Origin of the sequence: Desulfurococcus amylolyticus Z-533, from assembly GCF_000513855.1 — an archaeon.
In the GTDB taxonomy this organism is placed as follows: Archaea; Thermoproteota; Thermoprotei_A; order Sulfolobales; family Desulfurococcaceae; genus Desulfurococcus; species Desulfurococcus amylolyticus.
This window is the reverse complement of record NZ_KI911318.1, coordinates 324,481-337,075: the sequence shown is the minus strand read 5'-3', so window position 1 is coordinate 337,075 and position 12,595 is coordinate 324,481. Positions and strand designations below refer to the sequence as shown.

The window sequence follows — 12,595 nt, the reverse complement described above, 5'->3', positions numbered from 1 at the left end:
CTCAGCCGGTTGATCCCTCCTCATTCCGGGGACTCAGTTGTGGGCATTCATCACTGCTTCTTAACCATCTAGCATAGTCTCTTAAAAGATTGAATAATAACTGTGCCTTATTCAATCTGTATTCCACAATGTATCTTGGTAACCCATATCGCTGTGTGAGAAACCTGGTTGAGGCCTTTCTAAGGAACTCTAACTCTCTAATCAGGCTTTCCTCGTGTCTAAACCCCATTCTAATACTCCACCTAAACGTATTTAAGCTGAATAATACTATTCGAGTAGTTCTCCAGAGTGAAGCTGTTGGAGTCGAGCCTGACTATACTATAGCCCTTCACATGCTTCAAGAACTCGTCAATAGGCTTCAACGGCAGTGAGACACCCGTGAACCAGTAGTGTATTGGTAGTATGTTTACGGGTCTCACCTCCTCTACTATGCTCCACGCCTCCTCGGGCTCTATGGTAAAAGTACCTCCAACCGGGATGGCTAGTAAGTCTACTCCCTTAAGCCTGGAGATTATATCCCAGCCAGGTTTCTCACCTAGATCCCCTAGATGCGCGATCCTCTTGTTGCTGACTTCCACTATGTATACGGTATTCTCACCCCTCCTCCTCCCTCTTTGTTTATCATGGTATGTTGGCAGGCCGGTTATCTTTACATCATCTATCACGACTTCGCCCCTGAAAGACTTCAGGATCCTAGTCTTCACCTTGTCTCTGGCGACAACGTCCACTGCATTATGGTCGAAGTGATCATGCGTGACCAGTACAAGGTCTGCCTTAACCTCAGGCCTCTTTATTCCTATACTGTATCCATCATGGGGATCGATTACAATAGTGTATCCATCATCCCTCCTTAAGGATATACATGCATGGCCATACCATGTTACCGGGAGCATCAGCCTTTACCCCCTTCAACGTATATATTACCTCTACATGTTTTTATCTTTAACTAGTGCAGGTGTTTCTAGTGTTGGATCTAGCCATAGTATTAATGATAACACTGCCACAACTATGGTTTTACATAGTATACGCCGTGTTCGCTTGGAGAGCCGCCAACTGTAGACAGCATACTACTAGCTGTAATCCCGGAGAAGCCAGTATATCATTCATAATCCCAGTAAGGCGTGAGCCGTTGGAATACCTTGAGCAAGCAGTAGAATACATACATGGCCTCGGCATCCGGGACTATGAGATCATAATTGTATCGGATGATGACGAGGGCTTCAAACAGGTGTTTTTCGACAAGCTCTATGAATGGAGAAGAAGAGGATTAAACGTTTGGATTATATGGAGGAGTAGACCAGTAGGGTATCGTACAGGTGCTTTAAACACAGCCCTCTGGCTCTCGAGGGGTGACTACATATACGTGTTGGACGTGGATTCCAGACTCGATAAATGCCTCCTAGACTGTGCCATGGAAATACTTAGTTCACATGAAGACACAGTAGCCGTTGTAGGGAGATGGGAACCATTGAACCTCGATACCAGGTTAAGCGAGGCACTGGGTTACTCGATGAGGTTTATTGTTGGAGCCATATATCATGGTAGAAACTGTATGGGTTTAAACGTGTTCCCACTTGGCACCGGCACCCTCTTCAAGTCCAGGTATCTTAAGGAGATCCTGAATGGATGGGATCAGGAGAGGATACAGGATGATATGGAGATCGGCTCTAGAATAATGTATCACGGATTAAAGGTTAGATACCTCAGCGACTGCGCCGTCTACGTTGAAAACCCCTCCACGTATAAGGCACTACGGATCCAGCAGTCTAGATGGGCTTACGGAGCCACTGATGTATTGATTGCAAGGTGGAGGCATATCCTTGGCTCTAGGCAAGGAGTTCTAGGGAAGATCGAGGCCATACTCTTTCTCTCGCAGTACGTTGTGCCCTCAATAGTATTCCTTGGAACAGTAATGCTTGCGGTAAATGCCTTCATAAAGCCATTCGATGTGTTAATGAGGCATGCCTACTTGATCATAGCGCTAGCTATCTCGCAATGGTTTTTCGGCAGATACTACTATAGAGAGGTGAAGAGACATATCGGCTCAAGTTGGAGGACCCTTGTGAACATGGGGAGAAGCGCAGCTGTAACAACTGCTTTATCACCTTACTACCTGTACTCGACTCTTAAAGCCCTGTTAAGGATCAGGGTTCAATACGCTAGAACACCTAAGGGAATGTATCAGCTGAGTTCATCCAGGATTAGAATACCATGGGAGCTAATACTAGCCGTCCTCTACGCTGTCACAGGAATAATATATTTACTCAATAATGCTATCCTCTCAGGCCTATGGTTGATTGCCAACTCCAGTGCATATAGCTATGTTGTTTATAGGTGGCGTAAAGATGTATTCTTCAATTAGTAGTGCCTACACTGGTTGAAAAATTAAGTAATAGGTGGGGGAAATGACTATAAGCGTATTTAATGGGGATTTCACAGTTGCGGAGGCCATGGATGGATTAAGACCATATGTAAAGGAATGGTTCACCAGGAAATACAGGGAACCAACGCCCGTTCAGAGGAAGACCATACCCCTCGTTAAAGAAGGGTTTAACATACTGGTTTCAAGCCCTACTGGAACCGGTAAGACCCTGGCAGTCTTCCTCGGGATAATAGATAATATCTACAAGCAATATGAGGAAACAGGTAAGATGCCTGAAGGTATTTACGTGGTATATGTGAGCCCGCTTAGAGCACTTAACAACGACATGAGGAAGAACCTGTTGGATCCAATTGAAGGCATTGTTAACGAGGCAAGGCGCATGGGACTGGAACTCCCCCCTATAAAGATAGCTGTTAGAACCAGCGATACCACTCAGAGCGAGAAGCAACGCATGAACAGGGATCCCCCGCACATATTGATAACGACCCCTGAGAGCCTTGCAATATCGTTGAATGCCCCTAAGTTTAGGGAGAAGCTAGCTAACACTAGGATACTCGTGGTCGACGAAATACATGAACTAGCCTCAAGTAAGAGGGGGAGTCATCTAGCTGTAAGTATAGAGAGACTTGAGAACCTAGCCGGAAGGCCCCTCCAAAGAATTGGGTTAAGCGCAACGATATCTCCTCTTGAAGAAGTTGTATTATTCCTAGCCGGTTACAATGATAAAGGAGAGCCCCGGGACTGCATTATAGTTGATGCTAGATTCGATAAGAAGATGGATATAAGGGTTGTTTCCCCAATCAGGGATTTAGCGCGAGCATCCGCCGAGGAAATCAATGAGTCAATATATGGAGAACTGAAGAAGATAATATCAAGGCACCGTACAACACTAGTATTCACCAACACTAGGAGCGCTACCGAGAGAGTAGTATTCAAGCTCAGGAAGATCTTTGAGAAGGAGGGAGTAATAGATATAGATGATATAGAGGCACACCATAGTAGTCTAAGCAGGGATACCAGGATTGAGATAGAGAATAAGCTTAAGAACGGGGAATTAAGAGCCATAGTGAGCTCGACATCACTGGAGCTCGGGATAGACATAGGCTACATCGATATCGTGGTCTTGCTTAGCTCCCCTAAGAGCGTTACAAGGCTTCTACAGAGAATTGGGAGGGCTGGACACCATATCAGGGAGGTTAGTAAGGGTAGGATAATTGTAGTAGACCGCGATGACCTACTTGAGTGCACTGTACTATCTAAACTAGCCCTCGAGAGGAAGATAGATAGGATCAGGATACCGCGTAATCCACTTGACGTCCTCGCCCAACACATCGTTGGAATGGCGTTAGAGCGGAAATGGAGGATCAATGAAGCCTATAGTCTTGTGAAGAGAACATATACATTCCATGATCTAAGCTACGATGACTTCCTCTCGACGCTGAGATACTTGGCTGGACAACTGGGAGATTTCTACGAGTATCAAAGAGTCTACTCCAAGATATGGCTGGATGAAGAAGAAGGCGTATTCGGCAGGAAGAAATCCACACGAATGATATACTATCAAAACATAGGGGTTATACCAGATGAAAGTAAAGTACACGTGTTCACGGTGGATAATAAGTACGTTGGAGACCTCGAGGAGGGATTCGTAGAGTACTTATCACAGGGAGACTTATTCGTGCTAGGTGGTAGAGTATATGAGTACCTATATAGCAGGGGTCTCAAGGTCGTGGTTAAGCCGGCGGATGGACAAAGACCCACGGTTCCCTCCTGGTTCAGCGAGATGCTGCCCCTCTCCTATGACTCAGCCAGGGAGGTTGGATGCTTTAGACGTGTAATCGCTGAAATGCTTGATGAGAAGGACCGTGAAGAAGTGGTCGAGTACCTTGTAAAGGAGTATAAGCTACAAAAACATGCGGCTGAGACTATTTGCGACTACATAATGGATCAAAAGCTCTATACAAAGGGACTCGTGCCTTCAGATAAATTGATACTTATAGAAATATATGATGAGCCAACACGGAGAAATATAATCGTACACTCGATCTTTGGACGAAAAGCAAACGACGCTCTTGCCAGGCTATATGCTTACACCGTGGGGCAGAGACTAGGGGTGAATATCAGGTTAACGGTAACCGATAACGGCTTCATGCTTACGATCCCCGGTCATCCGCAAGGCAAATGGGTTGAGTGGTTTAAATCAATACCACCGGATCAAGCGTGGGACATGCTGGAGAGAATTATTAGAAGAACAGATCTACTCAAACGGAGGTTCAGGCATACTGCTGTCAGGAGCTTTATGCTATTGAGAAAATACAGGGATACGGAGAAAAGCGTTAACAGGCTACAGGTTAATGCTGAGGAATTACTGAAGGCCGTCGAAGAGATACAGGGATTTCCGGTTCTCAAGGAGACTTATAGGGAGATCTTAATGGATTACATGCATATAGATGAAGCGATAGAGGTCCTTAGTATGGTCAGAAACGGGGAGATAGAGGTGGCACTACTAGGACCACTTGATGTACCAAGTCCCTTCGCGCATAGCATAGTCGTGCATGGATACAGTGACGTGGTGTTAATGGAGGATATGCGTAGAATGCTTATAAGACTCCACGAGCTCGTTAAGGAGAGGTTATCCAGTTCTAACATGGATACGTGGAATACCGTTAATTAAGTAGGATTATGTATTTAGAGATATAGGGATCGACTATGAGCCTGGAGGTACAGGGGCTTTCAGTGGCTGTAGACGATAGGATAGTACTTAGAGACATCTCATTAACAATTCCGCAGGGTGAGCTGCATATCATAATGGGCCCTAATGGCAGTGGGAAATCAACTCTCCTGGCATCATTAATGGGGCTACCCTACTTGAAAATTATTTCCGGCAGGATATACTTTGATGGAAGAGATATCACCAAGCTACCCCCGTATGAGAGGGCCAAGCTAGGTATCACTTTAGCACATCAGAACCCTCCAGAGGTCAAGGGAGTTAAGTTAAGGGAGATAGCGAGGTTCATGCTCGAGAAATATAGATGCGATGACTCAGCCATGTTTTCAAAGCTACTTAAAATAGATCCTTTACTGGATAGAGATCTCTTCCTTGGGTTCAGTGGAGGCGAGAAGAAGAGGGCTGAACTCTTTCTTTCACTACTGCAGTCGCCTAGGCTAGCTATGCTGGACGAACCCGACAGCGGTGTTGATGTGGAGAGTGCTGAGATCATTGCCCATGCAATAGAATTATTGATCCATAAGAAGAGCTCAGTTATACTTGTAACCCATACGGGCTTGATAACCAATAAGCTGAACAGAATAGATGGGGTCCATTTATTAATAGACGGTAGTATAGCCTACAGTGGCTCACCAGATGAAGTGCTCCCTGTAGTCTTCAAGTTTGGGTATAGGCGTGGAGTAGAAATTCTGAAGGGCGGTAAGAATGGTTAAATATAGTCTTGAGGAAGTTGAGAAAGCACTATATAAGCCATCCACTTACGGTCCCGACGTAGATTTAGGACTATATACTAGTGACTCAGCGAAGACGACTGAAATCAGTGGCAGAGACGAAATTCCCGTTGAAGCCAGGAAGGCTGGTGAGAGATTCGGTATAAACGTTGAATCAGCGATGTATATACAGGTTGATGAGTCAGCACTATACCGCTCACTTGAGAAGGCCCTTGGAAAATACGGTGTGAAAATAATGCCTACAAGGCTAGCTCTTGAGAAGACTGATCTAGGGAGGGAGGTTTCATGGAGGCTCATAGATCCACGTAGCGACAAGTATACGGCATCAGCCTTTCTTCATGGCGGTGAGGTAGGGTACTTTATCTATGTTCCGAGAGGGGTTAGGGTACCGGTTCCCATATATACCTGCCTAGCTATAACTAGTAACCGTAGAATACAGTACGCGCATAATATAGTATTCGTGGATGAGGGCGCCGAAGCCCACGTGGTAACAGGATGCGCCGTACCCCACGGGGTAAGGGAAGGCGTCCATATAGGTATTTCAGAGTTCTATGTCTCCAGGAACGCGAGGCTTACATTTACAATGATGCATGCATGGGCCGAAGGTATGCATATAAGGCCTCGTACAGCCGTGAGAGTTGAAGAGGGGGGTGAGTACGTTAGCTATTATATCATATATAGCCCGGTGGCGAGCCTGCAAACGTATCCAAGGGTAGAATTATCCACAGGAGCGAGAGCATACCTTGCATCAATCATAGCTGGCAGTGGTAATGGGATATATGATCAGGGTTCAGCCGCTATTCTACAGGGTAAGAATAGTTCAGCCGAAGTGGTTTCACGTGCCGTGGCCGGTGGGTATTCAGAAATATATGCCAGGGGCAGCATTGAGGCATTCGAGGCAGAGAGTAAGGGACATATAGAGTGTCTTGGATTACTTATCTCGGAGAACGCGTTAATATCCTCAATACCCATGATAACATCAAGGAAGCCAGGGGCTATTTTAACCCATGAAGCAGCCATAGGCATGATAGCTGAGAAGGAGATACAGTACTTGATGAGCAAGGGGTTCACTGAGGATGAGGCTAAATCAGTTCTTGTCAAAGGCTTCATGAGTATAAAGGCACCGGGTATACCATTAACTGTGGAGAGAGAAGTTGAAAGACTACTAGATATAATTACGAGGAGCGCTCTTGGCTGAGAGTTACCACCTTGTCTCCTTCACTCCAAGCATGTAGGCGATATTGTTCGCCGCCACGTGTAGGATGAATATTAACGCGAGCGTTGACAGCACGTAGTCGGGACGGCTTATAACATCCACTACACCGAGAAGAAGGTATGAGAGAGTCGTCATCAATGTAAAACTAAGCTGGTCAATTATAGGTAGAGGTCTCCCCGGTTTTAATCCAAGCCTTCGTTTTATAAAGGCCCCTACTAGGTCTCCGAGCATGCTTGAAACACCAGCTACTACTGAGAGTACTTGTATACAGGGATCCCTGAAGGCTATCCCCACGGCTGAACCAGTTAAATATGAGTTGATCACCCCTATTGCAAACCCCTCCCAGGTCTTGTGATTCCCTAGAATAGGTTTACCATCAATGAACAGTCTCCCCTTATCTATGACTTTATCACCCTTCACTAGTAGTGGAGAGGCATTAGCGATCATTGCTGGCAAGTAGTATTTAACGATCCAGGCAATATAGGACTCTATATCCATTCTATACCCTCCCTTGTTATTCTAAAGCGATGAATCTTCTCCCCGCCCATGTGCTTTGGCTTAACTATCCTAGCATATCTCACTGAGTCCCCTATATTTAGCTCTATTATCACGTCAAAGTAGTATTCTAATACAGGTTTACCCACAGGCTCACTCTCACCCTCCCGGGTTCTCACCTGTGCCGAGGCGAACATTTTTCCACCTGCATCCTCGACAACCCTCCTAATTGATGCCACCACGTATGCGAGCCTCGACATGGAATTCTCCGCTAGTGGTTCAAGCCTGAATAAGGAGTTTAAGCTATCTACGAAAATAACATTGGATCCATAGAGGTAGATTAATGTAGCTAGCTCAACAAGTTTATTGAAATCATATACCTCGGTGAATAATACATCACGGTATTTATCCGGGTTTACAGCCACCTTCTCATAGTGTAAGGTCTCCTCAGTGGACATATATAGGCACTTCACATTCCTGCAATAGTTACCGGCTATGGTTATCAGCATAGATGTCTTCCCAGAGCCGGCTACACCGTAAAACAATATTGTAGCTGCATTCCTGATCAATTCATCAATATCCCTGTTACCAGTATAAAACTCTATAAAAATCACCTTCCAAGTATTCTATGTATTGAGAGGAGTAATATTGGTGACTCACTGATTTGCAAAGGCGGCCATTGGTTATAGCCATATACGAGCCCAAGTGGTTTATACATGTACTCAGCGTTCTACGTGAGAGAAACATCTTTTTTAGCCATTACTATACCAGGGATGAAGTCCCATACGGTAGCATCCTATACACGGACTACTCACTGTTCTCTGAGGAGGTAGCCGGTAGAAGCGATATACTCGTCTTCTATGACCCTACCCATGACTGCAGGATCTTAGAGAAGGCTATCCTAGCCAGCTACTTGAAAGATATATATAATGAGCTAGTGGTCGGCGTGGATCCTGGTAGGCGAATAGGCTATATAGTGGTAGGTGACGGCGAATACATAATACATGGTATAGGAGAATACATAGACTTAATCCATGTGGTCAACTACTTGAAGAAGTGCGTACCCGCTGAGAGAATAATCATAAGAGTTGGCTCAAGACACAGAGGCATTGAATTAGCGTCAATACTTAAAAAAGACACAGGGGTGAAGGTGGAAGTTGTCAGTGAAGACGACACCACGCCTAGCTCCGTAAAGATTGATGACGCTAGGTTACTGGGGTCGAGGATAGGAAGGATAAAGCCGTTTAGAGAGAAAGACGTATATGCTGCCTACAAGATCGCCATGAAGAAGGGAATAGAGGTGGTTTAAACTGCCTCGTTTAAACCTCTCAAAGGGAGAGGCTGTCAGGGTATTCGGTCCTATGTCAATAAGCATCCTCAAGGGGTCTATTACTATATTGGGGAAAACAGTTAGAAGCGATGAGAAGGTGATCATCCATAGGTTCAGAAACTATATCATAGAGGCCCTTGAAGACGCCGAACTAGATATAGTCATGGCTAATGAATCCGATATACAGCCGGTCGATGTTGAAGATCCTTACAAGTTGAGAAACACCCTGGCCGTGGAAATAGTTTCAAGCGGGCTCAGGAAAATCATTGTGATAGGTGATACGGATTCAGGCAAGACGTCTTTCACCACACTTCTATTAAACACCGCGATCTCGGCTGGGTTAAAACCCTGCATAATCGATGGGGACATAGGGCAGGCCAATGTAGGGCCGCCGGGATTCATATCACTCGGAGTCCCCGTCAACCAGGTTCTCTGGAACACTGAGATCCCTGCCTACATAATGAGGTTCGTAGGCGATATCCGCCCACAGAACTATATCTACTTGATTCCAAGAGAACTCCGCTGGCTAGCTGAAAAGGCTGAATCATCGGGATGCAACATGGTTGTTATTGATACCGATGGATGGGTGAGGGATTCAGTTGCGATACACTACAAGCATTATTTAATCGAAGTAGTGGAACCGGACGCCCTCGTGGTTATCGGGAGTAAATTAAGCAGGTACTTTAAAAAGTATGAGAAGATAGGGGTAAAGGTGTATGAAGTGCCTGAGCCCCGTGTTAAGCGGGCCCGTAACAGGGAGGAAAGAAGACTCTTAAGAAGCATGAGGTACAGGGATTTCCTAGCTGATGCACCATTGAGAAAGATAGAAATGAACTCTGTACTTGTCACTGGTCACCCATTATTCCATGGATATCCTGTCGATGCATCTAGCTTGATCGACCTAATAGATGGTAGGGTAATATATGTGTCTCAGCTAATGGATGAGCTCCACGTCTACGGCTTCATAAAGACGTATAATGGCGAGGAGATCGCCAAGAGGCTTGGAGCTACAAAGGTAAAGATATATCAGCCAGGGTTCGAGAGAAATATCTATTGCGGGATTAGATCCCTAGGGGGATCAGATTATCCCTGCATAGTTGAGAAGCTGAGTTTCGAGGATAACACAGTGGTCATTAGAACCAGATATCAGGATAGAATAGATGTATTAAAACTCTCTCCCATTAAACTTAGAGATGACTACACAGAGGAGTTTATTGAGGTGTAACACTTGGATCTCAAAGCAGTTGAGAAACTAGCTGGTTTCCTCAACAAGGAAATACTTGACCTAGGCACAGTGAATCCAGAGTACACTGTAACCAGGGCAGCATGGAGGAACAGAGATAAGGTCATTGTTTTCAGAGTTAAGGGGAGGGAATGGGTAACTGGTTACTCTAACCTAGTTACTAGGAGACATGACATCTATAGGTTATTCAATGTAAGGAGTGATGAGGAATTATATAGGCTTATGGAGAAAGCATTAAACAATCCAATACACCTCGAGAAAGACGACTTCGAGAAATACTTTAAACGCGTTGACGGATTACTCGATACACTCCCATTCATAAAGTACTATAGGGAGGATGGGGGATACTATTTAACCAGTTCCGTCTTCATAGCATGCTATGAAACCTACTGTAACAGTAGTTTCCATAGAGTCATGTATCACAGTAATGAGAAAGCGACAGTTAGAATAGTTCCAAGACACCTATACTACATAGTTGGTAGGAGACATGAAGAGGGGGACGACGCTCCAGTCGCATTAGTCCTCGGATTAAACTCGTTTCAAGAGCTAGCTGCCGCAATGAACCCCCCGCTTGGTGTTTTCGAGGTCGGTGTGGGGGCTGCTCTAGGTGGTGGGAGTAAGGTTGTTGAGACACCATTGTTTAAAATACCTGTCCCGGCGGATTCCAGCATAATTGTTGAGGGCTTTATAACCCGTGATAGAGATAAAGAAGGGCCTTTCACAGATATATTAATGCTGGTGGATCAAGAGAGACGGGAACCCGTCTTCAAGCCTCTCGCCGTCTACGTATCCAGAGAGGAGTCTCCTGTGTTCCATGCCATAGTACCTGGTTCATGGGAGCATCAATTCTTAATGGGGTTCCCACGGGAACCCATAATATACAGTGCTGTAAAGAGAAGTGTGCCTGGTGTGAAATCCGTTAGACTGACCGAGGGAGGAAGTGGCTGGCTTAACGCTGTAATCTCTATAAAGCAGTCTTCCCCGGGTGAAGCGAAGCTGGCTGGACTAGCTGCGGTATCAGCGCATCCTAGCATTAAGCATGTCTTCGTTGTGGATGAGGATATAGATGTTGATGATCCATTGATGATTGAATGGGCGATGGCAACAAGGATGAAAGGCTCGAGCGATATAATAGTTCTAAGAGATGTTAAAGGCAGCACATTAGATCCCAGGAGCAGTGAAGGGGTTGGAGATAAGGTAATATTCATTGCTGTTAAGCCCTGGGGAGAACCCTGGGATAAATATAGGAGGGTTGGAATACCCTAATGTATTTAACACCTGAGCAAGAAGCAATGCTAAAAGGGGAGTATGGCTGGAGCACTGCGAAGGCTATGGAGATCATTGTTAAGGTAGGGGAATCCCTTGGCGCTGAAAACCTCGTTAAAATAGTGCACGCCCATATATCAGGTGTCTCATTCTCCAATATAGGTGAACATGGTACTAGATTTATAAGAGACTTCTATGAGAAGGGTGGGAGGGCAAGGGTATATACCACGATAAATCCTGGATGCGTTGACTATAGTGGCTTACAATCCATTATAGATAATAGCCTAATAAATGCTCAGAAAGACATCGATAACGCTCTCGTTAAGATGGGCTTCAACCCTGTATTCACATGTATACCATACTGGTATAGGCCTCCATCACCAGGAGAGCATTTAGCATGGGGCGAGAGTAGTGCAGTAATATTTGCGAACACATTCTACGGTGGATACACGAATAGGGAAGGGGGGCCTATCGCGCTGGCAGCAGCTATAACGGGTTACACATATAATGCTGGACTACACCTCTCAGAAAACCGGAGGGCTACAGTCCTTGTAACCACGGCACCTGATATCGATAGACAGGTCATTGGGGCCGTTGGATTATGGATAGGCGATAACATTAGGGAGATAACAGTTATCCCTTTTGCCAAGCATCTCACCTTTCCAGAGCTTAAGATACTCCTGGCATCCATGGCTGCCTCAGGCTCCCATGCAATGAGTGTTGTACCTGGTCTAACTCCTCGAGGAACCTATATCGAGGAAATCGAGGAAAAAATCGTGGTTGAAAAAAATAATATCGATAAATACATTGGGGATGAATATCCTAGGGGTAGCTTAGTGCTCGGGTATGTAGGGTGTCCCCATACAACGCTTATGGAGTTAATGGAGGTAGCCAGGCTCTTAGAGAGGTACGGCTCCCCGAGAAAGGGGAGACTACTACTCACCATTCCAGTCGAATACACGGAGAGATATAGGTTGTTGATCAACAGACTGAAGTCCAAGGGCGTAGAGATAGCGGCGGGCACATGTCCAGTGGTCTCTAGGCTACGGAGGAAATACGATGTCGTCGTAACCAATAGTGGTAAAGCGGCATTCTACCTCAGGAAAATACATGGGTTAAAGGTCCGGATAACAGGGCTTAGAGAGGTGATAGAATCTGTATACGCATAGCTGGCGCGTGAAACCAGTGGTAGACGGTGATTGT

12 protein-coding genes are annotated in these 12,595 nt (G+C 45.5%); 8 read left to right on the top strand and 4 right to left on the bottom strand.

Annotation, left to right across the window (positions count from 1 at the left end; translation table 11 throughout):
* Position 1: 1 nt before the first annotated feature.
* Positions 2-229, bottom strand: a complete 228-nt coding sequence (locus SPHMEL_RS01890; protein WP_012607825.1) for a hypothetical protein — start codon at positions 227-229, stop codon at positions 2-4.
* Between the two features lie 13 nt (positions 230-242).
* Positions 243-893, bottom strand: a complete 651-nt coding sequence (locus SPHMEL_RS01885; protein ID WP_042667055.1) for an MBL fold metallo-hydrolase — start codon at positions 891-893, stop codon at positions 243-245.
* 71 nt (positions 894-964) lie between these two features.
* Here SPHMEL_RS01885 and SPHMEL_RS01880 point away from each other — a divergent pair, with 71 nt between their 5' ends.
* From SPHMEL_RS01880 to SPHMEL_RS01865, 4 genes are read left to right on the top strand one after another with little or no spacing between them, the layout of a single operon-like run.
* Positions 965-2,362: a glycosyltransferase family 2 protein gene (locus tag SPHMEL_RS01880; protein ID WP_232216717.1), complete on the top strand. Its 1,398-nt coding sequence runs from the start codon at positions 965-967 to the stop codon at positions 2,360-2,362.
* Between the two features lie 43 nt (positions 2,363-2,405).
* Entirely contained in the window at positions 2,406-5,057 is a 2,652-nt protein-coding gene (locus tag SPHMEL_RS01875) for an ATP-dependent helicase (RefSeq protein ID WP_042667053.1), read from the top strand.
* A 35-nt stretch (positions 5,058-5,092) separates the two neighbouring features.
* On the top strand, positions 5,093-5,824 hold the full coding sequence (locus SPHMEL_RS01870; RefSeq protein WP_042667051.1) for an ABC transporter ATP-binding protein: 732 nt from the start codon (positions 5,093-5,095) through the stop codon (positions 5,822-5,824).
* A complete protein-coding gene (locus SPHMEL_RS01865; RefSeq protein WP_012607820.1) occupies positions 5,817-7,040 on the top strand; it encodes a SufB/SufD family protein in 1,224 nt (407 codons plus the stop codon). The genes SPHMEL_RS01870 and SPHMEL_RS01865 overlap by 8 nt, the downstream gene beginning before the upstream one ends.
* Before the next feature lie 3 nt (positions 7,041-7,043).
* Here the strand turns inward: SPHMEL_RS01865 and SPHMEL_RS01860 are convergent, their stop codons facing one another.
* Both SPHMEL_RS01860 and SPHMEL_RS01855 read right to left on the bottom strand, forming a co-directional pair.
* Positions 7,044-7,556, bottom strand: a complete 513-nt coding sequence (locus tag SPHMEL_RS01860; protein ID WP_042667050.1) for a CDP-archaeol synthase — start codon at positions 7,554-7,556, stop codon at positions 7,044-7,046.
* The gene (locus SPHMEL_RS01855; protein WP_042667049.1) at positions 7,547-8,167 is read right to left on the bottom strand and encodes an RAD55 family ATPase; all 621 of its coding nucleotides are present in this window, start codon (positions 8,165-8,167) and stop codon (positions 7,547-7,549) included. Before SPHMEL_RS01855 ends, SPHMEL_RS01860 begins: the two co-directional genes overlap by 10 nt.
* 50 nt (positions 8,168-8,217) lie before the next feature.
* On the opposite strand from SPHMEL_RS01855, the gene SPHMEL_RS01850 reads away from it, so the two are divergent.
* The 4 genes from SPHMEL_RS01850 to SPHMEL_RS01835 are packed head-to-tail and all read left to right on the top strand — an operon-like array spanning position 8,218 to position 12,561.
* Positions 8,218-8,862 carry a hypothetical protein gene (locus SPHMEL_RS01850; protein WP_042667048.1) on the top strand — a complete coding sequence of 215 codons (645 nt, stop codon included), beginning with the start codon at positions 8,218-8,220 and terminating at the stop codon, positions 8,860-8,862.
* Between the two features lie 52 nt (positions 8,863-8,914).
* On the top strand, positions 8,915-10,108 hold the full coding sequence (locus tag SPHMEL_RS01845) for a Clp1/GlmU family protein (RefSeq protein ID WP_042667046.1): 1,194 nt from the start codon (positions 8,915-8,917) through the stop codon (positions 10,106-10,108).
* Positions 10,109-10,111: 3 nt separating this feature from the next.
* Complete coding sequence (locus SPHMEL_RS01840; protein WP_042667044.1) at positions 10,112-11,392, top strand: UbiD family decarboxylase; 1,281 nt, start codon at positions 10,112-10,114, stop codon at positions 11,390-11,392.
* Entirely contained in the window at positions 11,392-12,561 is a 1,170-nt protein-coding gene (locus tag SPHMEL_RS01835) for an aconitase X catalytic domain-containing protein (protein WP_042667043.1), read from the top strand. The genes SPHMEL_RS01840 and SPHMEL_RS01835 overlap by 1 nt, the downstream gene beginning before the upstream one ends.
* Positions 12,562-12,595 lie beyond the last annotated feature (34 nt).

Coding starts and splice junctions, on each gene's coding strand:
- SPHMEL_RS01870 (WP_042667051.1), top strand. CDS start 5,093: ATGAGCCTGGAGGTACAGGGGCTTTCAGTGGCTGTAGACGATAGGATA.
- SPHMEL_RS01865 (WP_012607820.1), top strand. CDS start 5,817: ATGGTTAAATATAGTCTTGAGGAAGTTGAGAAAGCACTATATAAGCCA.
- SPHMEL_RS01845 (WP_042667046.1), top strand. CDS start 8,915: ATGTCAATAAGCATCCTCAAGGGGTCTATTACTATATTGGGGAAAACA.
- SPHMEL_RS01835 (WP_042667043.1), top strand. CDS start 11,392: ATGTATTTAACACCTGAGCAAGAAGCAATGCTAAAAGGGGAGTATGGC.
- SPHMEL_RS01890 (WP_012607825.1), bottom strand. CDS start 229: ATGGGGTTTAGACACGAGGAAAGCCTGATTAGAGAGTTAGAGTTCCTT.
- SPHMEL_RS01860 (WP_042667050.1), bottom strand. CDS start 7,556: ATGGATATAGAGTCCTATATTGCCTGGATCGTTAAATACTACTTGCCA.
- SPHMEL_RS01885 (WP_042667055.1), bottom strand. CDS start 893: ATGCTCCCGGTAACATGGTATGGCCATGCATGTATATCCTTAAGGAGG.
- SPHMEL_RS01875 (WP_042667053.1), top strand. CDS start 2,406: ATGACTATAAGCGTATTTAATGGGGATTTCACAGTTGCGGAGGCCATG.